Genomic DNA, 24,812 nt, shown 5'->3' with positions numbered 1-24,812 from the left:
AGTGTTCACTCTCCTCAAACGACCATAGCGAGCCCAGTCAAAAGATCCGCCGCCATGGGTATATACCTATCATTCGGCAAAAAACGCGGATGGTGCAGCCCAAAACGCTCCCCTTCTCCCACGCCAAACCAGAAAGAGAGAGAAGGAAAGATCTGCGAGAAATACCCAAAGTCCTCTCCAGTCCACTTCATCTCACATTCAACGAAAGAAAAACCCAACCTCTGACAGGTTTCTCTGAGAGTTTCAAAGAGGTTTTGATCCACCCTCACTTCAGGATAGACACTGCCCCTTTCAACAGCAAAATCAACCCCCGTTTTTTCCTTCAGTTCCCCAAGTTGTTTTACCATATCGGATATCACTTCTTCCGTTATTCTCAGCGCTTCTGATCTTATCGTTCCTTCTAATTTTACCTCATCCGGAACGATGTTCCTCGCTCGTCCTCCCGAGATTTTGCCAACCCCCACAAGAGCGTTCCACTTTTTGTTGTAGAGCCAGTTGAGAAAAGAAACCGCTGCCTTCAGAGCATTTTTTCCCTTCTCGGCAAACGCCACATGGGCTGGGACACCTTTAAAGTATACATCAAATTCCGTGGCTGAGGCAAAAAGCACTCCGGGTCGGGATGCCACAGTTCCGGCATCGTACTCGTCAGTCACGTGAAACCCAACAGCGGCTTTTATTTCGTACCTGTCTCTGAGAAAGTTCACAACCTCTTCTGCTCCACCACCCGTTTCTTCGGCGGGCTGAAATACAAAGAGAAAGTTCTTTTTCACGTTCTTGAGTCTCTTCATAGCACCGTAGAGGACACTCATGTGAAAGTCGTGCCCACATGCATGCATGTAGTCATTACGCGATGCGAACTCCCAACCCGTTTCTTCTTTTATGGGCAAAGCATCCATATCAGCTCTCAGAACAACGTACGGATCTTCCGTTTCCTTCTTTTCTATCACCAGGCCTGTTCCGGCCACTTCTATGATCTTCTCGTATCCAATATCACTCACTGCTTTTCTGAGTATCTCTTTTGTTCTGTACTCCCTGAAAGAAGGCTCTGGATTCATATGAAGGATGTGTCTTAGTTCGATCTCGTTCATTCACATCACCACGTCTTTGAAGATGTCCATCTCTGTCTCTCTCCTTCTTATCAGAGAGATCTCTCCGCCTTCTCCGACGAGCACCTCAGCCGGACGTACGGTTGAGTTGTAGTTGTTCGACATGGTGTAGCCGTAGGCTCCCGCGTTTTCCACAACGATGATGTCACCCGGTTCGACCTCTGGAAGTTCCCGGTCGTACGCGATCACGTCACCGCTTTCGCACAGAGGGCCAACCACATCCGCTCTCACTTCTTTACCCTGTTTTCCAAGAACGAAAACCCTGTGATACGCGGAGTAAAGTGCCGGTCTTATGAGGGTGTTCATCCCTCCATCGACCACAACGAACGTTTTGTTACTTCTTTTTTTGACGAGTACTACCCTGAGAAGCAGGTACCCGGAAGGTGCTACGATGTACCTTCCTATTTCAACGATGACCCTTTTGAATCTCTTCAAGGCAGGAACAACCTTTTCTCTGTAGCTGGACAGGTCGAGTTCTTCTCCACTGTAGTTTATTCCCCAGCCGCCACCGATGTTGATCTCTTCGAATCCAAACCTTTCAGAAGCCCGGACGACTTTGTCGAAGGCCTCCACAAAGGGTTCAACCTGTGTTATCTGTGATCCTATGTGAACATGAAGACCTTTTACGTTCATTGATCCGAATCTTTCCATGAATAGGTCCAGATCTTCCAGTGGTATTCCGAACTTGTGCTTTTTCAAGCCGGTGGAGATGTGAGGATGTGTCTTCGCGTCGACTTCCGGATTCACCCTAATGAAATACTCCACGCCCTCCGGGTTCAATTCCTTCCAGATCTCCATCTCCTCGAACGAATCCACGTTGATGATCCTCACGCCTTCTCTCAAAAAGTGTTTCATCTGATCCACGCTCTTTCCATTGCCGTTCCATACAACGGAATGAGAAGGAACTCCCGCCAGTTTAGCCGCGAAGAGTTCTCCTTTTGTCACCACGTCCATTCCGAAACCTTCTTCTCTTAGAATCCTCAGCAGAACAGGATTGTTGTTCGCCTTCACAGCAAACGTCGGAAGGAGGTTCACCCCCTCGAAGACCTCTTTTACAAGACGTGCTCTTTTTCGCAGTGTTTCCTCGAAGTACACGTAAGCGGGTGTCCCATGGATCTCTGCCACTTTCCACAAGATGTCCATTTCTTCACCTCACAGTTCGAATTCTTCGATCACCGATTTCAGTGCCTCTTCCGCTTTCTCTTCAGGGACGAGACAGGAGATCTTTATCTCCGACGTCGTGACAAGTTCCGGTGTGACACCCGCCCTTTCCAGCGCTTCAAAGAACCTGGCGGCCACACCCGGGCTCGTTCTCATTCCCACCCCAACTATGGAGAGTTTGGCAAAACCTCCTTCGTAGGTGGATTTCCATCCTTCCACGTCTCTGAGAGCCTCTTTGAGCGCCTCGTCCAGATCTTCTTTGTGGTCTTCGAGAATTGTGAAGGAGAGGAAAATCTTGCCGTTCGAAGGAACAAGGGAAATCATGTCCACGTTCAGGGCTTTCTTTCCAACTTCCTCGAAGATGGCCGTGATGTACTTCACATCCTTTGGGAGGAAAGATATGGAAACTTTTATCTGACCATGAGAAATCGTTGCTCCTGTTACAACAGGTTCTTCCAGCCACTCCGGAAGTCTTTCTACCACCATGGTTCCCTCCTCTTCGGTGAAAGAAGATGCACAGTAAATGGGTATCCCGTATTTCTTAGCTATTTCCACGGATCTTGAGTGAAGAACCTTCGCACCGAGAGCGGTGAGCTCGAGTGCTTCGTCGTAGGTGATGTAAGCGAGTTTTTTGGCCCTCGGATGAACACGCGGGTCACAGGTGTATATCCCGTCCACATCGCTGTAGATTTCACAAGGAACTCTGAGTTTTGCTGCAAGCGCCACGGCAGATGTATCCGAACCGCCCCGGCCAAGCGTGGTCAGATCACCGTGTTCGTTCACACCCTGAAAGCCCGTTACGACGAGAACGTCGTAATCTTTCAGATTTTCCCAGATCACACTGTCGTCTATATCCACGATGCGAGCACTCGTGTGATGTGAAGTGGTTTTTATTTTCACCTGGAACGCGTTCAAAGATTTGGCCTTTATTCCGAGATCTTTCAGGGCCATCGAAAGGAGCGCGGCGGAAACCTGTTCTCCCGTTGCAAGGAGCATATCGAGTTCCCTCGAATCCGGCTTTGGAGAGATCTCCTTTGCGAGTTTTATGAGGTTGTCCGTTGTCTTTCCCATAGCGGAGACAACGACCACGACTTTGTACCCTTCGTCCACTTTCTTCTTGATTCTCTGGGCAACGTTCTTTATTCTCTCCGGTGTGGCAACGGAGCTTCCTCCATACTTTTGAACCACCACGTTCATTTCCCAGACCTCCATTCATTCGAGATTTCTGAGTTCATCAACTATCTTTGTCTTCTCTTTTGTTCTTTCGTCTATTTGTTTTATCACACGCGCGGGAACACCAGCCACGACCGTGTAGGGAGGAACATCCTTCGTTACAACCGCACCGGCCGCGACAACCGCACCTTTTCCGACCGTCACACCTTCAAGGATTACAGCGTTCGCTCCCACGACCACTTCGTCCTCTATGACAACGGGTTTTGCACTCGGAGGCTCTATAACACCCGCTATCACCGCACCGGCACCTATGTGGCACTTCTTTCCTATGATCGCCCTTCCACCAATGACCGCGTTCATGTCTATCATCGTTCCTTCACCGATCACTGCACCAACGTTTATGACAGCTCCCATCATGATCACAGCGCCTTCCCCTATTTCCACCATGTCCCTTATGATCGCTCCCGGTTCTATTCTTGCTTTGTATTTCGTGATGTCTGCCAGAGGGAGCGCGGAGTTTCTCGCTTTCACCTCGAGATGGTAGTCTTCTATTTTTTCCTTGTGCTCTTCGAGAAGCTTTTTGAAATCTTCGTACTCTCCAAAGAGAATTCCGAACTTTTCATCACCGAAGAATTTGAAACTGGAGAAATCTATGCCCGCCAAATCACCTTTTATGTAAGCGACTATGGGAGTTTTCTTTTTGGCTTTGGCTATCATTTCTATGATTTCTCTTGCGTCCAACTCACTCACCCCCAAAGATCACTTCTTCGAAACTGTACATACCGGGATCTTTTCCCACAAGAAACTCTGCAGCCTTCAGGGCGCCTATAGCGAAAACAGTCCTCGAAATCGCCCTGTGCTTTATCTCGATAGTCTCACCTATGTTTCCAAAGACGACCACGTGGTCTCCCGGGACACCACCCACTCTCAGGGAGTGAATGGGAACGCTCTTTCCCAGCGCGCTCTCCAGAAGAATCGCGGTTCCGGAGGGTGCGTCTTTTTTGAAGCGATGGTGCGTCTCCACGATCTCAACATCCCAGTCTTTAAGGACTCTGGCGAGTTCTGAGAGGAATCTCTTCAGAACGTTTATACCAATGGAAAAGTTGTAGGCCTGAACAACGGGTACCTCTCTTGAAAGATCCCTCAGCATCTGGAAGTGTTCTTCTTTCAGGGCGGTTGTTCCCAGAACGAGTCCAGCCCTGTATTTTTTACACAGCTCCACCGTTTTCGGGAGTGCTTCAGGTGAAGAAAAGTCAACCACAACATCTGGAGAGTCCAGCTCTTCAATCCCGTTCACATCCACCTTCAAAACGAGTTCGTGTCCTTTCTCCGAGAAGACTTTCTGGATCTCCTGGCCCATCCTTCCGGAGTAACCAACTATTCCGTACTTCATAGCAATCCACTCTCCTTGAGCACGTTCCTGAGAAGTTCCATCGTCTTTTCACTGGCGGGTACGAGTGGTAGTCTCAGCTCGTTCTCGATGAATCCCATGAGATTCAAAGCGGCTTTAACTGGTATCGGATTCGTTTCCGCAAACAGCGCCTTCATGAGAGGTCTGAGTTTTCTGTGAACCTCCCTCGATTTTTCGAGGTTTCCGCTGAAGTACTCTGCGCAGAGTTCTACCATCTGTTTCGGTGCCACGTTCGACACAACAGAGATGACGCCGTCTCCACCCGCGCAGAGGAGATAGAACGTTCTATCATCGTTGCCGGACCACACCATGAAATCGCTTCTTGCCTGTTTTGTCAGTGATACCGTCCTGTCTATCTGGTCTATATCCGGGTTCGCCTCTTTTATTCCCACCACGTTCTTGAGGTCCGCAGCGATCCTTGCAGCAGTTTCCGGGAGAACGTTCACACCGGTTCTTCCGGGCACGTTGTAAACAACGATCCCGAGATCCGTTCTCTCAGAGATGTACTTGTAGTGCTGATAGAGTCCTTCCTGTGTGGGCTTGTTGTAATACGGGGTGACCACAAGAACTCCGTTTGCTCCGAGTTTTTCCGCCTGCTTGACGAGTTTCAGCGTTTTTTCGGTGGAATTCGTTCCCGCTCCCACGATCACAGGGATTTTCCCATCGACGATCTCGAGAGTTCTGGAAACGAGCTTTTCTCTCTCGTCTTCGTTGACGGTTGGTGATTCACCTGTCGTTCCAAGGACGATCAGCGCGTTGACGCCGTTTTCGAGCTGATACCTGACAAGCCTCTCGTAAGACTCAAGATCAAGCTCACCATTTTTGAATGGTGTAACGATAGCAGTTCCTACTCCTCTGAACATCTTTTCACATCCCCCCTGAGAAAGATTTCTCCGTTTTCTTCTTTCAGAAAGAGCGTACCTCCTGGTACCTGGATCTTCACCTCTTTTGCCCCTGTTTTATCTCGATACACGGCGAAAACAGACGTAACACCCGTTCCACAGGCTTTTGTTTCCCTTTCCACTCCTCTTTCGTATGTTCTCACCTTGAGGCGGTCGGGAAGTACCTCGTAGAAATCCACGTTCGCGCCTGTTTTGTACCTGAGATCTCTTCCGAGTTTTTCCACATCCAGTTCGTCGATTCCTTTCACTTCCATAACGAAATGAGGAACGCCCACAACGACGAAATATCCTTCGTAATCATCCACCTTCATCTCTTTCTTTTCTGAAACACCCGGCATCCTCACCCAGATACTGTCGTCAACGATTACCTTTATTTCTCCAGCTCTGGAAAGGAAAGTGAATTCTTTTTCTTTGATCCAGCCCCTGTCTATGAGGTACTGAGAAAAGGCCCTTGCGCCGTTCCCACAGAAGGCCGCCATACTCCCATCGCGGTTGTAGTAGTCCATGAAGTATTTCCCATCGACCAGCTCCACGAATATGACTCCATCCAGATCGCCCACGTTTTCCCTGACAAAATCTGGTTTTTTCTCTTCGGGTATCCTCTTTTGCGTGTTGTCAACTATGAGGAAGGTGTTCCCATTGGCCGAATAGCACACACTATCACACCTTTCCGTTCATCTCAGCGTGCTTCAGGAGAATTCTGACGGCGTTGGTCGCAGCCCCTACACGGATGTTGTCCGCCACGTTCCAGAAAAGAATGGATCTTTCATCGGTCGCTCTGAGTCGGCAAACATAAGTTTCGTTCTTTCCTGCGACATCCACCGGTGTTATGAGATCGTCCGTCACCACCACGTCTTCTCCAGAAGCTATGACTTCTCTCACCTTTTCGAGAGACTCGTAGGGTTTCTTGAGCCTCACCATGATCGCTTCAGAGTGTCCGTACAGAACGGGCACCCTCACCGTTGTTGGATACACCCTTATCGAGTAGTCGTTCAGAATTTTTCTTGTTTCATTCACCATCTTCATCTCTTCCTGAGAGAAAAGATTTTCCTGGATATCACCTATGAGAGGAATGACGTTTCTGTGAATGGGTTTTGGGAAGACTTTCATCACGTTTTCTCCTCTTTCTTGAGCAAGGAGTTCTTCTATCCCCTTATGACCAGCGCCGGAGACGGACTGATACGTCGACACAAAGATCTCTTCTATTCCGTAAACTTCGTGAAGTTTGTAGATGGAAAGGATCATCTGAATCGTTGAACAGTTCGGATTTGCTATTATTCCTGTGTATCCCTTGAGAAGGTAAGCGTTCACCTCCGGAACCACAAGGGGTATTTCCTTCTCCATTCTGAAAGCAGAAGAGTTATCTATCACGGTCACTCCGTTTTCGGCTGCGATAGGAGCGAACTTTCTGGAAACACTGGCACCCGCGGAAAACAGGAAGTAGTCACACTTCCATTTCATCGATTCTTCCGTGAGAAGCTCGACCTTGAATTTCTCACCTTTGAATTCAATTTCTTTACCCACAGATCTTTCCGAAGCGAAGAGCCTGAGCTCCGTGACGGGAACGTTGAATTCTTCGAGTACTTTTACCATCGTTCTTCCAACTTCTCCCGTGGCACCAACAACTCCTACTTTCACCTTCATCCCTCCTTGAATTAATAAAAAAAGCGTCTCTTCGCTCCCCGAAGAGACGCCAAATCAGGTCTGAAATCTTTTTCTGATTCCAGACCCGATCGGCTCTCCACGGAGAGACCTCCGTGACAGTGGTATGGGTATTCCCCATACCCCCAGGCATGCAGAGCGGGAGGAACTCTGCACCCTTCGGCGCCCCTCGCCTTTCAGCCGTCCCCGATTCCTCCCCTGATGGGACAGCCTACTCATCTCGGGCGCGCCTCCGTCGGGTCAATGACTATTTTAGCTTAATTGTATCAGTATTTCAAACCGGAAACAATTAAGGAAAGGTTAACTTTGAAGTGACAATCGATAAGGGGTTTGAAGTTAGACAAAAATTTATTTATCAAAATTGATTATGTTTTATGCATCCAAATCAAATTAGTTCCAATCATTCACAAAGTGGGTGATGCGTGTATCTGGCACTGGAAGAACGATACAGAGTATGCAATTACCGGTAACGAAAAATTTCATGCAGGTTTGTGGTACCGGAAGCTATGCGTTAAAAAGGGAATAATGGATGATATGAAGAGACAATATGAAGAGAATTTGTGGTAATCAACGACGTGTAAGTGCTTTGAATTCGAGAAATTAGTAGTTAACTTCTAACACATTGAGGAATACCTTCTTTCATCTATTTGTGAAACATGGAACTAATCGATTTTCACCAAAAACACCTCAAAATGCCCCGACGTAGGTTGATATAATTTATCTTCTGTTTTTTGCTTGTGTTCTTTTCTTGTTTGACTATGCAATTATTCCATTTTTCCAAACAGTACTTGAAGGTGCTCTCTTGTGTGTTAGAATGGTTTATGGAAAGGGAGGATATGGAAGGTCAAAAAACATCTTGCTTTCAGAGTGTGTTTGTGGTATAATTTCTCTTGAACTCAACGGGTTTCAATAATTCCTTAGAGGTATGGAAACTCAGAGGAGACTACGACCTTTTCGAATACGCCGACAGTTTCAATAATTCCTTAGAGGTATGGAAACGCTCCTCCCTGTAGTCGTGGTCCACGATATTGAGCCAGTTTCAATGCGTCTTCAGAGGTACAAGAACAAAAATTCGATAAAAAGAGAAAAGCAGGGATTAATACCCCTGTTTTTTTATTTTTGGGTGTATTTAGTTCTATTTGCGAATTTTCAGATTTTGAATGTAAACATTTTCATAATAAGATGTTTTCTGGAGGTGATAATGGTGGTACTGATGACAAAACCGGGAACATCGGATTTTGTATGGAATGGCATTCCCCTTTCCATGGAGCTGAATCTGTGGAACATAAAGGAATACTCCGGTTCTGTAGCTATGAAATTCGACGGTGAAAAGGTAACTTTCGACGCGGACATTCAGAATCTTTCTCCAAAAGAACCAGAAAGGTACGTTCTCGGTTATCCCGAGTTCTATTACGGTTATAAACCCTGGGAAAAGCACACGGCAGAAGGTTCGAAACTTCCAGTACCTGTTTCCTCTATGAAATCATTTTCCGTCGAAGTTTCTTTCGATATTCACCACGAACCGTCTCTGCCTTTGAACTTTGCCATGGAAACATGGCTCACAAGAGAAAAGTACCAGACGGAAGCGTCGATCGGCGATGTTGAAATCATGGTCTGGTTCTATTTCAACAATCTCACACCAGGGGGCAAAAAGATAGAGGAGTTTACGATTCCGTTCGTGCTGAACGGAGAGAGTGTCGAAGGCACCTGGGAACTGTGGCACGCGGAGTGGGGATGGGACTACCTCGCTTTCCGCTTGAAGGATCCCGTGAAGAAGGGAAGGGTGAAGTTCGACGTGAGGCATTTTCTTGATGCCGCCGGGAAAGCTCTTTCGAATTCCACTCGTGTGAAAGATTTTGAAAATCTTTACTTCACCGTCTGGGAAATTGGAACCGAGTTTGGAAGCCCGGAAACAAAGAGCGCGCAATTCGGGTGGAAGTTTGAAAACTTCTCTATTGATCTGGAGGTGAGAGAATGAGGTGGGTAGTTCTTCTGATGGTGGCGTTTTCTGCTCTGCTCTTTTCCTCCGAGGTGGTTCTCACGAGCGTTGGCGCAGCGGATATCTCCTTCAACGGATTTCCCGTCACCATGGAGCTCAACTTCTGGAACATAAAGTCGTATGAGGGAGAAACGTGGCTCAAATTCGATGGAGAAAAGGTTGAGTTCTACGCGGATTTGTACAACATCGTTCTTCAGAATCCAGACAGCTGGGTGCATGGATATCCGGAGATCTACTACGGTTACAAGCCCTGGGCGAGTCACAACAGCGGTGTTGAATTTCTTCCTGTGAAGGTGAAAGATCTTCCGGATTTCTACGTGACTCTTGATTACTCGATCTGGTACGAAAACAATCTGCCTATCAACCTTGCAATGGAAACATGGATCACGAAAAGCCCCGACCAGACTTCTGTTTCTTCGGGTGATGCGGAGATCATGGTTTGGTTTTACAACAACGTTCTGATGCCCGGCGGTCAGAAAGTGGATGAGTTCACCACAACAGTTGAGATAAACGGAGTGAAGCAGGAAGCAAAATGGGATGTTTACTTCGCACCGTGGAGCTGGGATTACCTTGCCTTCAGACTGACAACACCGATGAAAGAAGGAAAGGTGAAGTTCAACGTGAAGGACTTCGTTCAGAAAGCCGCGGAAGTTGTCAAAAAGCACTCAACGAGAATAGACAATTTCGAAGAGCTGTATTTCTGCGTCTGGGAGATCGGGACGGAATTTGGAGATCCAAACACAACAACGGCAAAATTCGGCTGGACCTTCAAAGACTTCTTCGTCGAAGTTGTAAAATAAAGCGCAGAATCACCAATGAGAAAGGCGGGGCTTTCCCGCCTTTTTCTTTTGGTAAATTTATACACAAGTAGTATAATATTCTATGCAGTGTGTGAAAAGTAGTATAATATTCTATGCAGTGTGTGAAAATCAGAACAATGAGGTGATTCTATGAAAGTAAGTGACATTCTGACGGTGGCCATCAGGTTGGAGGAGGAAGGCGAAAGATTTTACAGAGAACTCTCGGGACATTTTGATGGAGAGATAAAAAAGACTTTCCTTGAGCTTGCTGATCAGGAAAGGGCTCACGCGGAAATCTTTAGAAAGATATCAGATCAGGAAAACTGGGATGAGGTGGATTCTTATCTCTCGGGATACGCTTTCTATGAAGTTTTTCCAGATACGAGCGAAATCTTGAAGAGAAAGGATCTAACCTTGAAAGAGGTTCTGGATATAGCCATATCTGTTGAAAAAGACAGCATAATTCTCTACTATGAACTCAAAGATGGTTTTGTGAATTCTGATGCACAGAAAACAGTGAAAAAGATCATCGATCAGGAAAAAGAACATCTAAGAAAGCTTCTCGAGATGAAACGTGAAAGTACCTGAGGCGATATCTTTGATGGTGATGTTAGAAAACAGATCTTTCAAATAATCGGAAAGCCAGTTCCAGAAGTATTTTACCCTGCAGGCCCTGTAATTCTTGCACCGGCTGTTGCAGTCCACAATAACAAGGTCTTTTTCAAAGACGCTGATAACATCCAGAAACGATATTTCGTCTGGCGACTTTGCAAGAACAAAACCACCGTTTTTTCCTTTGATCGAATTCACAAGGCCCGATCTTTTAAGATAATGAAGTACTTTCAGAGTGAAATTTCTGGTGATGAGTTCTTTCTCAGCGAGTTCCGAAGAAGACATAGGTCTGTTCTCCAGCGACAATCTCACGAGAAGTCTAAGAGCGTATCTCACGTGTTTTTGACACTTTCCAAACATCAAGCGCACCTCCGGGAGGTATAGATAATGAAGTATTTCGTGGCTGTGAGACCGTTTTCCTTCGTTGCAAGTGCTTTTCCTGTTACTGTAGGAGCCATGCTGGCTGAGGAATTTTCCCTGACCAGATACATTCTATCACTGATCGCTTCCATTTTCTTACATGCAGGTGTCAACACCACGAACGATTATTTCGATTACAAAAAAGGTGTGGATACTAAAGATTCTCTTGGTTCGAGTGGACTTCTTGTTTCCGGGAAAATAACACCACGCGAAGAGCTCCTTTTGAGTGTTTTCTGTTACGCGGTGAGTGTGGTTCTGGGGCTTGTTCTCATAAAGATCTCTGGACCTGCTCTGCTGTGGCTGGGACTTACTGGTCTGGTTCTCGGGTACGCTTACACTGGACATCCGTTCTATCTGAAATACAAATCCCTTGGTATGTTTCTCGTGTTTATTCTCATGGGACCCCTGATGGTGCTGGGAGCCTATTATGTTCAGACGGGAAGGTTCTCACTGGAAGCACTTCTGGTCTCTATTCCCGTGGGGATCGCTACAGATCTCATTCTCCTCGCCAATGAAATCAGAGACTCCGAGTTTGACAGAAGAAGTGGTATCAAAACCCTTCCTATTTTGATCGGAGACAGAGCAGCGTCTTTTCTCTACGCGGTCCTCACTGGTTTGATCTACGTCTTTATCGTGATCCTCGTATCGACGGGTGTTTTTAGAGTAATCTCTCTTGTCAGCTTAGTTTCTCTTCCGCTGTACATACGGGTGATAAAGCAGTTGTTTCAAAAATCAGCGGGAAGGAAAAATGCACGAGAGATCGCTGACGTTGATAAAATGAGTGCGCTGGCGGAAATGATACTCTTTGTTTCTATGATTTTGGGACTTTTGAGGTGATGCCGATGGTTAAAAGAATCTCTGAGATAAGTTTCCTTTCAGTTTTGATCGGACTTTTTTTAGGATGGTATTTCGTCTTTCAGGTGAATATGCTCGATTTCTGGTGGAGAATGTTCATGACCACTCTGATTTTTTCTGTGATTTCGATCTTTCTTGGCGGAAAGAGGAACATAAAGCCAAATAAGTACGAGGCGCCCCTTGCGATCTACTCCGCTGTAGCAGCTTATCTTCTTTTCGTCGTTGGATATTTGATTTCGCTTTTGATTCCTCCGTTTCACAGGGATGTTGTCAGTGTTTACGGACTCGCGGAAGGGCAAAATGCATTGAAAGTGATCATTCTTCTCGTGTTCATAGCCTTTTTTGAAGAGATCATATGGCGTGGTTTTGTAACAGAATTCCTTCTCCAACGGCTGGACGTTGTTCCTTCAATACTGATCTCTTCGCTTCTTTACAGCGTAGTCCACGTGTTCACTGGAAATATGGCTTTGATAGTGGGGGCGTTTGTCCTTGGGATAATTCTTTCTCTTCTTTATGTGATCACTGGAAAGGTCAGCACACCAGCTTTTGCGCATGCGCTGTGGAGCCTTCTCATATTCGTTGTTTTGCCTCTGAAAGGGGGTTTTTGAATGAAAGCACTGAAGCTGATAATCGAGTTTCCGGTTGCTGCAGCTGTTCTCATGTTCGTGGGATTTGACCTTTGGAGGAGATATCTGAGGAGGCGAAGAGCATGAATGTGGTTGTCTGTATCAAACAGGTTCCCGATACAACGAACGTCAGAATCGACAGAAAAACGAACAACCTTGTGAGAGAAGGTGTCCCGTCTATCATAAATCCCGATGATGAAAGGGCACTCGAACTTGCCTCACAATTGAAAGAAAAATTCGGAGCCACGGTTTATGTGATCACTATGGGACCACCGCAGGCGAAAGAGGCTCTGAAGGATGCCATTGCCTTCGGTCTCGATGAAGCAGTCCATTTGAGCGACAGGACGTTCGCGGGAGCGGATACGCTCGCCACGACGTACACACTTTACTGGGGAATAAAGAAGATCGAAGAAAGAATAGGAAAGATAGATCTCATTTTGACAGGAAAGCAGGCGGTGGATGGAGACACCGGTCAGGTGGGACCTGGTCTTGCTACAAGATTCGGATACGCGCTCGGTGCCTACGTCGTTCGAATAGAGGAAATAGATCCAGAGAAAAAAGAGATGGTGATAGTCAGAAGACTGGACCAGGGATTTGAAAAGATACGGCTCAAACTGCCAGCGGTTCTCACAATCACGGATGAGCTGAACAAACCAAGGTACGCAAATCTGCCCAATCTCATCAGGGCGATCAGGTACGAGCCCATCGTCTGGACTCACAAAGATCTGGGTCTCGATCCAAAAAAATGTGGATTCTTTGGATCACCTACAAGGGTTGTGAGCACAAACATACCCCCGGCGAGAAAAGGTGGAGACATCATTTCAAAAAATGAAGATCCGGAAGTGGCAGCGGAGAAACTCATAGAAGCTTTGAAAAAATTTGAAGCCGTTCGACTCGTGGAAGCGTTGAAACCTGTGTTGGAAGGTGAGAAAGATGAGTGAGAAAAAGATAATTTTCGTTCTCATAGAACATCACGGTGGAAAAGCTCATCCTGTTTCCTGGGAACTCATTGGAAAGGCAAGAGATCTCGCCTCGAAACTGGAAAATTCAGAAGTATGGGGTGTTTTGCTGGGAGAAGGTCTGGAGAGTGTGGCAAAAGAAGCAATTCAACGCGGAGCGGACAAAGTTCTTTATGTTAAGAACAGGGAATTCAACACGTATGTGAACTATCTCTACAAGAAAGCCCTCGTGGATATGGTGAGAAAGTACAGACCGGAGATATTCTTAATAGGTGCAACTCTCGAGGGAAGAGAGCTCGCTGGAATGGTGGCAACAGAACTTGAAACAGGTCTGACTGCCGATTGCACAGGACTGGATATAATACCGGACAAAAAGCTTCTTGCCATGACGAGGCCCACATTTGGTGGAAACCTCATGGCAACCATCATGTGTCCGGATCACAGACCGCAGATGGCAACGGTGAGACCGGGTGTTATGAAAGAGCTTCCGCCGGATCCAGAGAGAACGGGAGAGATCATAGAAGAGGAGTACGATTTAGGAACTTTTGACAAACTGATCGAGATTCTGGAAACCATACCACTTCAGACCCAGGTGAACCTCGAGTACGCTCCGGTTGTGGTAGCAGGTGGAAAAGGAGTTGGGGGACCGGAAGGTTTCAAGAAATTGAAGGAACTCGCGGATCTCCTTGGAGGAGAAGTGGGAGCTTCAAGGGCGGCTGTGAAAGCTGGATGGATTTCTCCAGAGCATCAGGTTGGCCAGACCGGAAAAACTGTGAGGCCCGTTCTATACTTCGCGTGTGGCATTTCCGGTGCGATCCAGCACGTGGTTGGAATAAAAGAGTCAGAAATAATAGTGGCCATAAACATAGATGAGAAAGCACCAATATTCGATATAGCCGATATAGGGATCGTTGGTGACCTGCACAAAGTAGTTCCCGCTCTCACTGCAAAACTCAGAGAGCTTCTGAACAAAAGCGGGGTGAAAAAATGAAGATAGAATTCGACGTTGTCGTCGTTGGTGCTGGCCCTTCTGGTCTGTCCTGCGCATACGTTCTTGCCAAGAATGGTCTCAAAGTTGCGGTCGTGGAGAAAGGAGAATATCCGGGTTCCAAAAACGTGATGGGAGGGGTTCTCTACGTACATCCTCTGAAAGAGATCATGCCAGATTTTCTGGAAAAAGCGGCAAATTCGAAAGCTCTTGAAAGAAACGTTATAGAGCAGAACCTTTGGCTCCTCGGAAATGAAGGTGTCATCAAGATCGGTCACAGAAACGTGGAATGGAAAGAAAATCCGAATGCATTCACTGTTTTGAGGGCAAACTTTGACAGATGGTTTGCCCAGGAGGTGGAAAAAGCAGGTGCCCTGATCATACCAAAAACCAAGGTGGAAGACTTCCTGAGGAACGAAAAAGGAGAAATAGCAGGCGTGGTGACCTCGAGACCAAAGGGAGAAATACACAGCAAGGCGGTTGTGATCGCGGAGGGTGTGAATCCCATCCTCACGATGAAAGCTGGGCTCAGGAAGGAAGATCTGAAACCACACATGGTGGCCGTTGCTGTGAAAGAGGTGATCAGTGTTCCTGAAGATGTGGTGAACAGGGTCTTCGGTGTGGAGGGAAACGATGGAGCAACGATAGAACTTCTTGGAAGCTGGTCTGAAGGTATGTTCGGAATGGGATTTCTTTACGCCAACAGATCTTCCGTATCTCTGGGTTGTGGGGTTCTCCTTGAAGATCTCAGAAAAAAGAAGATCAAGCCGTATCAACTTCTTGAGAATTTGAAAAATCACCCTGTCATTTCCGATATGCTGGGAGAATACAGAAACAACACGATGGAGTATCTGGCACATTTGATACCTGAAGGTGGATACTACGCGATGCCGAAGGTCTATGGAGACAGGGTTCTGGTCTGTGGAGATGCGGCAATGCTTGTGAACTCTATACATAGAGAAGGATCGAATCACGCGATCACATCGGGAAGACTCGCTGCTGAAACACTTCTCGAAGCTTTTGAAAAGGGAGATTTTTCTGAAAAAATTCTGAAAAATTACTACCTCAGATTGAAAGAATCCTTCATATTGAAAGACCTGGAAAAGTACAAAGATCTCATGCCCACTATGGAAAAGAACCACCAGTTCGTGGAAATCTATCCGGATCTTGCAAACGATGCTTTGAAGAGATTTCTGCAGGTTGACGGGACTCCAAAGTGGGACGTTCAAAAACAGATCGCGGACATGGTACTTTCCAGGAGAAGTTTGATTGGAATCTCCCTTGATCTGCTCAGATTCTGGAGAGCTGTGAGGTGATGTACTGTGAGGATCGAAGATAAACTCTATTTGAACAGATACAGAACGGACGAAGAAAATCCACATCTGAAGATAAAGGATGAAAGCATCTGTGCGGAAAAATGTCCCGATCGACCATGTGTAAGCTGTTGTCCTGCGGATGTGTACGAATGGACGGAGAGTGGAATGGAAGTGAAATTCGAAGGGTGCCTCGAGTGTGGTACCTGTAGGATTGTCTGCCCCTTTGGAAACATAGAATGGAAGTATCCAAGGGGAAATTACGGTGTGCTCTACAAATTCGGGTGAGGTGATTTTATGTATGTGAAGATCGACAGAAAGAAGCTTCCCTGTGTGGAAACTGAAGGAACGGTTCTGTGTACCACCTGTGGAAACAGTTATCAGATAGAACCCCGGCAAAAATTGCACTCCATCATAGTTACAACGTGTCCGCACTGTGGCCATCAGAACATAAACGTTGTGACAAACAGCGTAAAGTTCATAGAAGAGGTCTTATCCAAGATAGACAGGCTGAGGAAGGATCTGATGGAGCTGAAGAAGTCCCTTGAAATTGAGATGCAGCAGAACGGCTTTGTCGACAACTATCCGGAGGTGTTCAAAGCAGATGATGAAAAACAGGCTGAACCAAAACTCCTGTGAACTGGAAAAAGTCAAAGAACGCATCGAACAGATTCTTTCCCGATTCTTCCCCGAACAGATAATGAAGGATCTTCCGCTCTACGGAAAGATGTTGAGGGTGAGACTTTCGATACTTTCTTTCAAAAATAGAGGAGTAGAGATCAGTGAAGATGCGATATCTTCTCTTGCGGCGCTCGAACTCGTTCACCTTGCCTCACTTCTCCACGACGATGTGATCGATGGGGCTCGTTTTAGAAGAGGAAAAGAGACGATAAATTTCATGTACGGTGACAAAGCGGCGGTAGCAGCGGGGGATCTTGTACTTGTCAGTGCGTTCTATACGGTTGAAGAGATAGGAAATGACAGACTGAGAAGGACTTTTTTGAATGTGATCAGGAGAATGTCGGAAGCGGAGCTGATCGAACAGCTGAGTCGATACAAACCGATTACAAAAGAAGAATATCTTCTCATAGTTGAGGGAAAGAGCGGTGCGCTTTTCGGCCTGGCGCTGCAGCTTCCCGCATTATTCGAAGGGGAACTCGGAGAAGATCTTTACAATCTGGGGGTCACCATTGGAACCATTTATCAGATGTTTGATGACATCATGGATTTTGCTGGAATGGAAAAGATTGGAAAAGACGGATTTCTCGATCTCAAAAACGGCGTTGCTTCTTTTCCATTGGTGACGGCGATGGAGAAGTTTCCAGAAGCCAGACAGATGTTTGAAAACCGGGATTGGAATGGATTGATGTCGTTTATGAGAGAAAAAGGGATTCTGAAAGAATGTGAAGAGACTTTGAAGGTTCTTGTGAAGAATGTGATGATAGAGAATTCATGGTTGAGAGATTTTGTGGAAGGAATTTTTAAAATCAAAATCTTTTCATGAGGAGGTGTACATATGTTTGTTGATTACCTGACTGTGTTCATGGCAGATGTTGTTGCAGGGTTGGGCGTTCTCATCGCTTTCGTTCTCAAGGGTCTAAACGATTCTGAGAAGGCGAAGTCTTTTGCTCCAGCTTTTGCGGCGGTTGGACTTCTGGCGATCGCAACAGGACTCCACATGGTTCTGACCTGGCCGCTTCCCGGCAGCCACAACATAGCGTTCGGAGAACCTTTCCTTCTTTACGGTTTCGTCTTTCTCGCCGCGGCAATAGCTGTCGCGAAGGGATGGGATCTCATGCCAACGACGATCTTTGCGCTGTTTGCGGGAATATACGCGATCATAGTTGGAGGTTCCATCATAGGTTACGGTATGACAAGACATCCGTTCACTTCTGGTCTTGGATTCATCGCAGCGGGTCTTGTGGGTGTTCTGAGTCCTGTGGTGTGGAAACTCAGAGAAAACAAGATCATAAGGTTCCTCGGTGTAGTGCTCCTTGCCCTGACACTTCTTCTCTGGTTTATCACCATGTATGGTTCCGTCACAGGACATATAAACCCGCAAGGTAGTTTCGGAAAATGGACTCCAATTCCGATGAGGTAAAAAGAAGGGGCTTCGGCCCCTTCTTTCTGTGTTAGAATACCCACAGAGGTGATTCTCATGAGAGTGCTCCTCATAAATCCCTACAGCGGTGGGTACTACTACAGACTAGGTGCCGTCTATCCTCCCCTTGGTCTCATGTACATCAGTTCCTCCCTCAAGAGAAAAGGACACAGCGTGGCTCTGATAGACATGAACGTGGAGAAATTCGATCTGGAAAGGTTCAATTTCAGAGATTACGATGTGGTGGGGATATCTGCCGATACTGTGCGGTTTCCCGTTGTGGAAAGGATCGCAGAGAAGGCTAAAGCGCAGAACGTAACGGTGGTGATGGGAGGCCCCCACACGACAGCCTGCTACCATGAGATCCTTCAGAAGGGACTCTGCGATTACGTCGTGCTCGGAGAAGGAGAAAGAGCCTTTTCAGATCTTGTAGAGAGCATAGCGAGCAGTGAAAAATATCCTCTCATACCCGGTGTTGCCTACATGAAGGATGGAGAAGTAATAGCTTTGCCTTCTCGATTTTTGGAGAATCTGGACGATCTGCCGTTCCCCGATAGAGAGAAAGTCCATCTTTATAGAACGAAATTCGCGGGTGAGAGAGCGACGAGTCTGATCACCTCAAGGGGCTGTCCTTTCAACTGCGAGTTCTGCAGTGCTTCTCAGTTCATGGGAAGGAGAATCAGGTGGAGAAGCATCGAAAACGTGATAGATGAGCTGAAAATCTTGAAAAAGTTGGGATACGGATCTGTCATCTTCTTCGATGACAACTTCATGATAAATCCAAAAAGAGTCGTGAATCTGTGTGAGGAAATGATGAGGAAAGACCTTCGTTTCAAGTGGTGGGCGTTTTCGAGGGCTGATGAACTTCTGGGACGAGAAGATATGGTGGAAGCGATGTCGAAGGCCGGTTGTAGAATGCTTTTCATAGGTTTCGAGAGTGCGAACGATGAGGTGCTCGAGGAATACGGAAAGAATTTGAAATCAGATATAGCTTTCGACGTGATGAATCTTTTGAAGAAGTACAAGATAGACGTGTTTGCGAGCTTTGTGATTGGAGCGCTGAAAGACACGAGGAAAACCATAGAGAAAACAGTGAAATTAGCCAAAAAATTGAAGGCCTCCATCGTTCAGTTTTCCATTCTTACACCGTATCCCGGCACCGTCCTTTTCGAAAAACTAAAACACCTGATCTTTGAAAAAGACTGGAGAAAATTCGACGGGACGCACCTGGTTTTCAAGCATCCGAATTTTTCACCAAAGGAGCTGAGGAGACTCTTTATAAAGGCCTACTACGCCGTTTACACGTCACCGAGGCTGATATTCAGACGGGGCATACCGTTCCTTGTACGTCTGCTTTCTCATAGAGAAGCCTACTCTCTCTGAGGAAGGCTGGAAATTTTCTTTCCACCGAGACTCTTCATAACCATGTCGGCCAGAGGGCTCTGCTCTGCGGCGTGTTTCGAATACTCCTGAAGGAGCATTTCTTTGAACCACTTCTCGGCAGTTGTTTCAGGTACGAGATCGTACTTCGGAATCGACTCGTACATCTCCTTGAAGATTCTGTAGAAGAGATCACTCACGAATTCAATGCTCGCGTCCCGCAGATTCTTTATATTAGAAGAAACTCCGTAGACGAACACGCTTTTCACCTCACATGATTATGAGTTCTCCTGTAATGTATCCCGATTCGTAGATCACCTGCAGAATGGCTATGATGTCCTGAGGAGTGGCACCCGCTGCTTTGAGAGCGCTGACGAGATTGGAGATTGTGGCATCTTTATCTCCTATTTTTCCCCCGGTCACACTTATCGTGAAGTTTCCGTAGGAGATCACAAAGTCAGATAGTTTCACATCCCCTCCGAACAGAACGGTTCCTGTTCTTTCGTTCACCACAATTCTTGCCGGAACGTCTGGCTGAACTTCTATCTCTTCAACGAGCGAAAGAAACGTGATGAGGTCATCCTGGAACGCGTTGGGAACGGTCAATTTGATGGCGGATGGATCGATGGCCTTTGCGAGATCCATCTCGAACTTCTCGTTTATCGCCCTCGCCACCCTGGCTGCGGTGGTGATGTCCGGCTGTCTCAGAAGGATCGTCACACTGTCTCCATCGAGCATGTCGGATGGAATGTCCCTTTCCACGATGGCACCCTCCGGAAGATAGCCAACCACTCTGTACCTCTTTTGGAGATTGGAAGAGAGCTTTACGTCTTCTCCTCCGATGATCACGGAACCCTGCGCTACGGCGTACACCTTTCCATCGGCACCGTAGAGAGGTGTCTGGAGGAGATATCCACCTGCAAGTGATTTCGCATCGGCTATGGAAGCGACTACACAGTCTATTCTCATACCTTCTTTGGCAAAAGGAGGAATGTCTGCGAGGACCATCACAAGTGCTGTGTTCTTGGACTTCAGGTCGTTTTCCGAAACCTGAACACCGAACTTTTTCATCATTTCGAGAAGAAGAGGAGAGTTCACGTTACCGGAATCTCCCGTTCCGTTGAGACCAACAACGAGTCCTATTCCAAAGAGCTGGTTGTCACGGGCACCTCTAAAGAACGCTATGTCTTTTATCCTTGTGGTCACAGAGAACGAAAAGGTTATCGTCAGAACTATGACCAGCAAAACGGCCAATCTCTTCTTCATGTTCATCACCTCATGTGAAGAGTCCTGCTAAGAACGCGAGTATCTTGTCGAAGAAACTCTCTTTTCCGGGTTCCTCGCTGAAAACGAGTTTCCCGTTCACCCATATCTCGGAATCTGCAAGCTTGGAGGAATCCACCTCGTTTCCTATCTCTATGTCGTCTGGCCTCACTTTTCCTTTCACGATGATTTCCTGATAGTCCTTGTCCACCTTTATCGTTTTTCTTCCCTCCACCACGAGGTTACCGTAGGGATCGATGTCGACGACCACTGCCGAGATCTTCGCCACGACGGAAGACTGCACCTTTCCACCGCGCTGTCTCTCAGGAGAGTTGTTGTTTATAGGAATGAAGTTGTTGAGGTTGACACCTGCGGCTGCGTTCACAACGTTTCCCAAGATGTTCAAAAGGGTTTTCTGGATCTCGAGACTTTCCCTCTCCGAAGACACGTTGTTGCTTTCCCGGATCACGATGGTGAGGATGTCTCCAACCTTCGAGGCTTTCTGTATGGAAAGGAGATTTTTGTACTCGGATTCGCCCGCAGAGTTCCAAATTGAGAAGGGGAAAATGCTTGTTACGAAAACGATCAACAGCACGATTGATATCTTTTTCACTCTACCACCTCCAGAATTCTCAATACAGGTCCTCTCTCAACTCTTCCAAAGACGTATTTTCTGCTCTCTACGTTCATCGCCCTCACCGTTTCACCGAGATAGCCGTTTTCCAAAACCTCAACGAACGTTGTTACCTTTATGCTGCCCATGTCCACGTAAGCTGGAACCACCTGGCCTTTCACCACGTCGGGGGGATCTTTCACCATGTCCGCAGTCAGAACGGTTCCCTCTTTCAGGTATCTTCTGGATATCTTTCCGACCACCTCTGAAACGTCGAAGAACGGCTCTCCATAGATCTCGAACACGTTTTTCTTTTCCAGTCTCACGTCTTCTTCCTTTATCACATCGCCCACATTTATATTTCTCTTCAGAACCACCACATTCCTTTCTTTGCGTAGCAACATGTTGAGGGTCACGTATGTTTCCGGAAACCTCAGAAAGACGCTGAAGAGATTTTTCGAGATTTTCGTTACTCTGATCGTTTGAGGTTCAAATTTCTCCGGCAGAGTTCCAAAGGTCTTCACCACGAAGGCTTCGAAGTCTTCTGTTCCCGCTTTCTTTCCTATCTCTTCGAAAACAGTGTTTTTGAGACTGCTGGATCCTTCCACAGTTATTCTCACGCTTTCTGGACCTGTGAAATCGTACTCTGGAAATTTTGTTCTGAGGAGATCTCTGGTCACGAGATATTCGAGCCCGGGCAGGAGAATCATCAGATTCTTTTCAGATTCTACTTTTTCGATCGTGATGTCATCTAAGAAAAGAACTCCTGGCGAAGCCAGGAGCGTTTCCTTCAACGTCAGAGTTTCAGAAAAGAGGAAGGAGGAGATGAGCACTATCAAAACCGGGAGAATCCTCATAACTCATCATCTCTTCACATTCGTGGCTGTTCTGAGCATCTCATCGGCTGTCTGGATAACTCGAGAATTGAATTCGTAGGCCCTCTGTGCTGTGATCATGTCCACCATTTCCCGCACCACATCAACGTTGGACTTCTCCAGAAAGCCCTGCTTTATAGCACCGAAGCCGTCCTGTCCTGGAACACCCTCGATGGGGTCTCCAGAGGCTGGAGTTGCGATATAGAGGTTGTCTCCTATGGATTTCAAACCAGATGGGTTCACGAATCTCACAAGGGTGATCGTTCCAAGTTCCTGTATCGTACCATCCTGGAGTTCGGCGGAGACGATTCCATCGGGAGAAACGTTTATCGAGACGGCGTTTTCAGGTATGGTGATTTCCGGTACCAGAAGAAGTCCGTTGGAAGTGACTATTCTTCCTTCACTGTCCATCTTGAAGCTTCCGTCTCTTGTATAAGCGATTCTACCGTCCTGAAGCTGGATCTGGAAAAATCCGTCTCCGGCTATCGCAAGATCAAGCGCGTTTCCCGTTTGCTCGAAATTACCCAAGGTGAAAATGCGCGTCGTCGCTGCCGTTCTCACCCCGTGACCCACGTAGAGTCCTGTTGGAAGAGATGACGTCGCGGCGGTTGGAGTTCCAGCGTTCTTCACGTACTGATAGAGAAGGTCCTGGAACTCTGCCCTCACTTTTTTGTAGCCTGTTGTGTCCACATTGGCGAGGTTGTTCGCTATGGTATCGAGTTTGAACTGCTGTGCTGACATCCCCGTTGCCGCAGAGTAAAGCGATATCATCATTGCTCAACACCTCCGGTTCATTTCAGACTGGCGAGTGAATTGATCAGCTTTCCGTTTAGTTCGTCGTTCACTGTCACTGCTCTCTGCGATAACTCGTAGTGTCTCATCGCTGAGATCATATCCACCATGGCTTTCAGGGCATCCACATTTGATTTTTCTACGTATCCCTGCATAATCCTAAAGTTCTCCGAAGGTGATGGATTCTCGCCTGTGAAGAGTGTGTTTCCAAATTTTTCTGGGTTTTCCAGATTGTACACACCGATCCTGGTGACAATGTTTCCATATGCGTCTCTCACGTAGCCCTCTTCGTCCACGGTGAAATCATCGAAGAATCTGACTCTTTCACCGTTTTCATCGAGGAGATAGCCTCCGTAATTCGTAACGATGTATCCCTCGCTGTTCACAGTGAATTCCCCGTTTCTTGTGTAGTACTCTCCTCCGTTGAATTCTATTCTGAAGAATCCTTCTCCATTTATCGCGAGGTGGTAAGGAACGTCTGTTTTCTCAACGGGACCCTGGGAGAGATCTGTTCTGACCTCGTCGAGAACGGTAGCGTACTCCAGAGGACCGATCGGCACTTTTTTCGTTCTGCTCTCCACCGGATCTGGTTCTTGCCTGAACACCTCTCGTCTCAGGTAGGCCCTGAAGGCTTCCCGGTCCTGTTTGTAGCCTGCAGTGTCAACGTTTGCCAGATCGTTGGCGATTCTATCGAGTTTGGCCATATCTACAAGCATTCCCATCGCGGCGTTGTATATGCCCCTCGTCATAACATCACCTCGAATAGGTTTCACACACGGTTTTCAGGAGTTTCTCATCTTCGAGGAGAATCCCCGTTCCTCTTGCGACGCAGGTTATGGGGTCGTCTGCCACAATCGTCTTCACGTGTATTTCATCGTATATAGTTCTGTCCAGCCCTCTGAGCAGTGCACCACCGCCGGTCAGACGAATGCCGTTGTTTATGATATCGGCAGAGAGTTCTGGTGGTGTTCTTTCCAAGACGTTCTTGAGCTTTGTAAGAAGCGCAAAAATGATGGGTTCGATCGCTTCTCTCACGTCTTCCGAGCTCACGCGGTCTGTTCTCGGAAGACCCGTCACCACATCTCTTCCCTTTATTTCTATTTCGTAGTTTTCGAAAGCGGGATGTGTTTTTCCTATTCTTTTCTTGATCTCTTCAGCGGTGGATTCTCCGATAATGAGACCGTATTTTTTCCTTATGAACTTCACGATGGCTTCGTCCATCGCGTCTCCAGCCATTCTCACGGACTCTCCCACCACCGTGCCGCCGAGACTGATGACCGCTATATCCGTGGTTCCTCCTCCGATATCCACCACCATGTTTCCCTCTGAAGCCATCACATCTATTCCGGCACCTATCGCAGCTGCGATCGGCTCGGAAACGATGTGAACCCTTCTGGCACCAGCGTTCAAACCGGCTTCGAACACCGCTCTCTTTTCTACCTCTGTTATTTTCGTGGGAACACCTATGATGAGAGAAGGTTTCACGAAGCTGAACCTTCCTATGATTTTCTTCAGAAAGTTTCTTATTATCGCTTCGATCATTCTGTAGTCCGCTATCACACCGTCTTTCATGGGTCTTATCGCTTTGAGGCCTTCTGGAGTTTTACCGAGCATCTTCTTCGCTTCTTCTCCTATGGCGACGATTTCCCCGGTTTTTTCTGAGATCGCAACGACAGAAGGTTCGTGCAGAACAATTCCTTCTCCTCTCTTGTAAACGATTATGGATGCTGTTCCAAGATCTATTCCGATGTCACCTCTTGGCATTTTAAAACCTCCTCGTCATGATATTTCTTCTTCAAAA

At 47.0% G+C, this 24,812-nt stretch carries 29 protein-coding genes and 1 riboswitch; of the genes, 13 read left to right on the top strand and 16 right to left on the bottom strand.

All coding sequences use genetic code 11. The annotated features are described in order from the left end of the window. Positions 1 to 14 precede the first annotated feature (14 nt). The 8 genes from TPET_RS06515 to TPET_RS06480 are packed head-to-tail and all read right to left on the bottom strand — an operon-like array spanning position 15 to position 7,391. Positions 15 to 1,088, bottom strand: coding sequence for a M20 family metallopeptidase (locus tag TPET_RS06515; RefSeq protein WP_011943771.1), 1,074 nt, complete (start codon positions 1,086 to 1,088; stop codon positions 15 to 17). Beyond that, positions 1,089 to 2,249, bottom strand: a complete 1,161-nt coding sequence (gene lysA / locus TPET_RS06510) for a diaminopimelate decarboxylase (protein WP_011943770.1) — start codon at positions 2,247 to 2,249, stop codon at positions 1,089 to 1,091. Between the two features lie 9 nt (positions 2,250 to 2,258). Beyond that, positions 2,259 to 3,464 carry an aspartate kinase gene (locus TPET_RS06505; RefSeq protein ID WP_011943769.1) on the bottom strand — a complete coding sequence of 402 codons (1,206 nt, stop codon included), beginning with the start codon at positions 3,462 to 3,464 and terminating at the stop codon, positions 2,259 to 2,261. A gap of 15 nt (positions 3,465 to 3,479) precedes the next feature. After that, positions 3,480 to 4,181 (bottom strand): 2,3,4,5-tetrahydropyridine-2,6-dicarboxylate N-acetyltransferase, encoded by a 702-nt coding sequence (dapD, locus tag TPET_RS06500; protein ID WP_011943768.1) that lies wholly within the window; start codon positions 4,179 to 4,181, stop codon positions 3,480 to 3,482. Position 4,182: 1 nt separating this feature from the next. Continuing rightward, the gene (gene dapB, locus TPET_RS06495) at positions 4,183 to 4,833 is read right to left on the bottom strand and encodes a 4-hydroxy-tetrahydrodipicolinate reductase (protein ID WP_011943767.1); all 651 of its coding nucleotides are present in this window, start codon (positions 4,831 to 4,833) and stop codon (positions 4,183 to 4,185) included. After that, positions 4,830 to 5,714 (bottom strand): 4-hydroxy-tetrahydrodipicolinate synthase, encoded by an 885-nt coding sequence (dapA, locus tag TPET_RS06490; protein WP_011943766.1) that lies wholly within the window; start codon positions 5,712 to 5,714, stop codon positions 4,830 to 4,832. Before dapA ends, dapB begins: the two co-directional genes overlap by 4 nt. Further along, entirely contained in the window at positions 5,699 to 6,409 is a 711-nt protein-coding gene (dapF, locus tag TPET_RS06485) for a diaminopimelate epimerase (protein WP_011943765.1), read from the bottom strand. Before dapF ends, dapA begins: the two co-directional genes overlap by 16 nt. Before the next feature lie 4 nt (positions 6,410 to 6,413). Further along, complete coding sequence (locus TPET_RS06480; protein WP_004081884.1) at positions 6,414 to 7,391, bottom strand: aspartate-semialdehyde dehydrogenase; 978 nt, start codon at positions 7,389 to 7,391, stop codon at positions 6,414 to 6,416. An 87-nt stretch (positions 7,392 to 7,478) separates the two neighbouring features. After that, positions 7,479 to 7,658: riboswitch (Lysine riboswitch) on the bottom strand. 958 nt (positions 7,659 to 8,616) lie between these two features. Here TPET_RS06480 and TPET_RS06465 point away from each other — a divergent pair. The 3 genes from TPET_RS06465 (at position 8,617) to TPET_RS06455 (ending at position 10,802) form a co-directional block, all read left to right on the top strand. Continuing rightward, positions 8,617 to 9,393, top strand: a complete 777-nt coding sequence (locus TPET_RS06465; RefSeq protein WP_148186798.1) for a GH12 family glycosyl hydrolase domain-containing protein — start codon at positions 8,617 to 8,619, stop codon at positions 9,391 to 9,393. Continuing rightward, the gene (locus tag TPET_RS06460; RefSeq protein ID WP_011943763.1) at positions 9,390 to 10,214 is read left to right on the top strand and encodes a GH12 family glycosyl hydrolase domain-containing protein; all 825 of its coding nucleotides are present in this window, start codon (positions 9,390 to 9,392) and stop codon (positions 10,212 to 10,214) included. Before TPET_RS06465 ends, TPET_RS06460 begins: the two co-directional genes overlap by 4 nt. 150 nt (positions 10,215 to 10,364) lie before the next feature. Further along, positions 10,365 to 10,802, top strand: coding sequence for a ferritin-like domain-containing protein (locus TPET_RS06455; RefSeq protein ID WP_011943762.1), 438 nt, complete (start codon positions 10,365 to 10,367; stop codon positions 10,800 to 10,802). On the opposite strand, the gene TPET_RS06450 is transcribed toward TPET_RS06455, so the two are convergent. Further along, a complete protein-coding gene (locus tag TPET_RS06450; RefSeq protein WP_011943761.1) occupies positions 10,764 to 11,186 on the bottom strand; it encodes an Rrf2 family transcriptional regulator in 423 nt (140 codons plus the stop codon). The two genes, TPET_RS06455 and TPET_RS06450, sit on opposite strands and share 39 nt — an antisense overlap. A gap of 27 nt (positions 11,187 to 11,213) precedes the next feature. On the opposite strand from TPET_RS06450, the gene menA reads away from it, so the two are divergent. The 10 genes from menA (at position 11,214) to TPET_RS06400 (ending at position 19,471) form a co-directional block, all read left to right on the top strand. Continuing rightward, positions 11,214 to 12,083 carry a 1,4-dihydroxy-2-naphthoate octaprenyltransferase gene (gene menA, locus TPET_RS06445; RefSeq protein WP_011943760.1) on the top strand — a complete coding sequence of 290 codons (870 nt, stop codon included), beginning with the start codon at positions 11,214 to 11,216 and terminating at the stop codon, positions 12,081 to 12,083. 5 nt (positions 12,084 to 12,088) lie between these two features. Continuing rightward, complete coding sequence (locus TPET_RS06440) at positions 12,089 to 12,709, top strand: CPBP family intramembrane glutamic endopeptidase (RefSeq protein ID WP_004081900.1); 621 nt, start codon at positions 12,089 to 12,091, stop codon at positions 12,707 to 12,709. Positions 12,710 to 12,810: 101 nt separating this feature from the next. Next, positions 12,811 to 13,668 (top strand): electron transfer flavoprotein subunit beta/FixA family protein, encoded by an 858-nt coding sequence (locus TPET_RS06435; protein ID WP_011943759.1) that lies wholly within the window; start codon positions 12,811 to 12,813, stop codon positions 13,666 to 13,668. Continuing rightward, the gene (locus TPET_RS06430) at positions 13,661 to 14,677 is read left to right on the top strand and encodes an electron transfer flavoprotein subunit alpha/FixB family protein (protein ID WP_004081904.1); all 1,017 of its coding nucleotides are present in this window, start codon (positions 13,661 to 13,663) and stop codon (positions 14,675 to 14,677) included. Before TPET_RS06435 ends, TPET_RS06430 begins: the two co-directional genes overlap by 8 nt. Next, positions 14,674 to 15,990 (top strand): NAD(P)/FAD-dependent oxidoreductase, encoded by a 1,317-nt coding sequence (locus TPET_RS06425; RefSeq protein ID WP_004081907.1) that lies wholly within the window; start codon positions 14,674 to 14,676, stop codon positions 15,988 to 15,990. The genes TPET_RS06430 and TPET_RS06425 overlap by 4 nt, the downstream gene beginning before the upstream one ends. Positions 15,991 to 15,996: 6 nt before the next feature. Beyond that, positions 15,997 to 16,275 (top strand): ferredoxin family protein, encoded by a 279-nt coding sequence (locus TPET_RS06420; protein ID WP_011943758.1) that lies wholly within the window; start codon positions 15,997 to 15,999, stop codon positions 16,273 to 16,275. A 9-nt stretch (positions 16,276 to 16,284) separates the two neighbouring features. After that, positions 16,285 to 16,626: an FmdB family zinc ribbon protein gene (locus TPET_RS06415; protein ID WP_008194733.1), complete on the top strand. Its 342-nt coding sequence runs from the start codon at positions 16,285 to 16,287 to the stop codon at positions 16,624 to 16,626. Beyond that, positions 16,592 to 17,491 (top strand): polyprenyl synthetase family protein, encoded by a 900-nt coding sequence (locus TPET_RS06410; RefSeq protein WP_012896421.1) that lies wholly within the window; start codon positions 16,592 to 16,594, stop codon positions 17,489 to 17,491. The genes TPET_RS06415 and TPET_RS06410 overlap by 35 nt, the downstream gene beginning before the upstream one ends. A gap of 12 nt (positions 17,492 to 17,503) precedes the next feature. Then, entirely contained in the window at positions 17,504 to 18,088 is a 585-nt protein-coding gene (locus TPET_RS06405; protein ID WP_011943756.1) for a DUF981 family protein, read from the top strand. Between the two features lie 57 nt (positions 18,089 to 18,145). Then, positions 18,146 to 19,471, top strand: a complete 1,326-nt coding sequence (locus tag TPET_RS06400; protein ID WP_011943755.1) for a B12-binding domain-containing radical SAM protein — start codon at positions 18,146 to 18,148, stop codon at positions 19,469 to 19,471. Here TPET_RS06400 and TPET_RS06395 read toward each other — a convergent pair. Genes TPET_RS06395 through mreB form a run of 7 tightly spaced genes read right to left on the bottom strand, consistent with a single transcriptional unit; the run spans position 19,459 to position 24,775 of the window. Then, complete coding sequence (locus TPET_RS06395) at positions 19,459 to 19,728, bottom strand: rod-binding protein (RefSeq protein WP_011943754.1); 270 nt, start codon at positions 19,726 to 19,728, stop codon at positions 19,459 to 19,461. The genes TPET_RS06400 and TPET_RS06395 overlap by 13 nt on opposite strands. A gap of 10 nt (positions 19,729 to 19,738) precedes the next feature. After that, positions 19,739 to 20,734 (bottom strand): flagellar basal body P-ring protein FlgI, encoded by a 996-nt coding sequence (locus TPET_RS06390; RefSeq protein ID WP_011943753.1) that lies wholly within the window; start codon positions 20,732 to 20,734, stop codon positions 19,739 to 19,741. 10 nt (positions 20,735 to 20,744) lie between these two features. Next, the gene (locus TPET_RS06385) at positions 20,745 to 21,344 is read right to left on the bottom strand and encodes a flagellar basal body L-ring protein FlgH (RefSeq protein WP_011943752.1); all 600 of its coding nucleotides are present in this window, start codon (positions 21,342 to 21,344) and stop codon (positions 20,745 to 20,747) included. Continuing rightward, positions 21,341 to 22,201, bottom strand: coding sequence for a flagellar basal body P-ring formation chaperone FlgA (flgA, locus tag TPET_RS06380; protein WP_012896419.1), 861 nt, complete (start codon positions 22,199 to 22,201; stop codon positions 21,341 to 21,343). Before flgA ends, TPET_RS06385 begins: the two co-directional genes overlap by 4 nt. Before the next feature lie 6 nt (positions 22,202 to 22,207). Next, positions 22,208 to 22,993 carry a flagellar basal-body rod protein FlgG gene (flgG, locus tag TPET_RS06375; protein ID WP_004081929.1) on the bottom strand — a complete coding sequence of 262 codons (786 nt, stop codon included), beginning with the start codon at positions 22,991 to 22,993 and terminating at the stop codon, positions 22,208 to 22,210. A gap of 17 nt (positions 22,994 to 23,010) precedes the next feature. Continuing rightward, positions 23,011 to 23,760, bottom strand: a complete 750-nt coding sequence (flgF, locus tag TPET_RS06370; RefSeq protein ID WP_011943750.1) for a flagellar basal-body rod protein FlgF — start codon at positions 23,758 to 23,760, stop codon at positions 23,011 to 23,013. A 4-nt stretch (positions 23,761 to 23,764) separates the two neighbouring features. Continuing rightward, positions 23,765 to 24,775: a rod shape-determining protein gene (mreB, locus tag TPET_RS06365; protein WP_004081933.1), complete on the bottom strand. Its 1,011-nt coding sequence runs from the start codon at positions 24,773 to 24,775 to the stop codon at positions 23,765 to 23,767. Between the last annotated feature and the right edge of the window lie 37 nt (positions 24,776 to 24,812).

The sequence above is a fragment of the Thermotoga petrophila RKU-1 genome, assembly GCF_000016785.1.
Lineage (GTDB): Bacteria > Thermotogota > Thermotogae > Thermotogales > Thermotogaceae > Thermotoga > Thermotoga petrophila.
The sequence above is the reverse complement of the archived record's forward strand: the minus strand, read 5'-3'. Positions and strand labels throughout refer to the sequence as shown.